Annotated in this window: 1 protein-coding gene; it reads left to right on the plus strand. The window is 59.2% G+C overall.

Going from position 1 to position 1075, the window contains the following annotated elements; all coding sequences use genetic code 11:
- Positions 1-51 precede the first annotated feature (51 nt).
- Positions 52-1068: an IS30 family transposase gene (locus tag F7R02_RS25495; RefSeq protein ID WP_078589051.1), complete on the plus strand. Its 1017-nt coding sequence runs from the start codon at positions 52-54 to the stop codon at positions 1066-1068.
- Positions 1069-1075 lie beyond the last annotated feature (7 nt).

The raw sequence follows: 1075 nt of genomic DNA on the forward strand, positions 1-1075 counted from the left end.
CTTAGACTCAACTTCCAAGCGCAACACCCTCTCAGCAAGTAGGGTGTATGCATGTCAAAGAGCTACGTTCACCTCAGCGCAGAAGAACGCGCAGTTCTCCAGATTGAAACGCGACGAGGCCAGAGCTTGCGCTCAATCTCCAGGCTGCTGGAGAGAAGTCCGTCGACATTGAGCAGGGAGCTGGCCAGGCAGCCAACCACCACCTACTGCGCCCGGGATGCGGCCGTGCAGTACAAAGCACGGCGTCAGCGCAGCGTCCGGCGTCGACGGCTGGAAGCGGGAACGGAGGTCTTGCAGACGGTGCGTGACCATCTGGTGCTGTGGCGCTGGTCGCCCCAACAGATTGCTGCCAAGCTGCGCACCATGCATCCGGATGATCCTGCCCAGCGCGTCAGTCACGAAACCATCTACGCTAGCATCTATGCGCACCCGCGCGGCGGCCTGAAAAAGGAACTGGTTGAGGCGCTACGCCAGCGCAAGCCGTCCCGGGGATTACGGCGTAAGACTGCCGCCAAGCGCACCTGGGTACCGGAGGAACTGCGGATCGTGCACCGACCCGAACAGGTCCAGCAACGGTTGGTTCCAGGCCATTGGGAAGGCGATCTGATCAAGGGAGCGTTCAATCGTTCTTGCGTCGGCACGCTGGTGGAGCGCAAAACGCGCTTTGTCGTGCTTTGCCGGATGGATGGCTGTACCGCCGCAGATGCGCTGGAAGGGTTTACCCGTCAGATGAAGAAACTTCCCGCCTCGATGCGAAGCAGCTTGACCTACGATCGCGGTACCGAAATGACGTGTTATGCCGAACTGATGAAGGGTCTGAACATCGATGTGTGGTTCGCTGATCCGCATGCACCATGGCAGCGCGGAAGCAACGAGAACACCAACGGTCTGCTTCGCCAGTTCCTGCCCAAGGGAGCGGACCTGTCCACCGTCAGTCAGGAATATCTCAATCACATCGCGTTACTGATGAACACCCGTCCTCGCCAGACACTGGGCTGGAAAACGCCTAGCGAAGCAATGGAAGCGGAAATCGCCGCCTTCAAATCATCTGTTGCACTTGAATCTTGAGACCGCC

The organism is Xanthomonas cissicola, assembly GCF_008801575.1.
Taxonomy (GTDB): domain Bacteria; phylum Pseudomonadota; class Gammaproteobacteria; order Xanthomonadales; family Xanthomonadaceae; genus Xanthomonas; species Xanthomonas cissicola.

Coding starts and splice junctions, on each gene's coding strand:
- F7R02_RS25495 (WP_078589051.1), top strand. CDS start 52: ATGTCAAAGAGCTACGTTCACCTCAGCGCAGAAGAACGCGCAGTTCTC.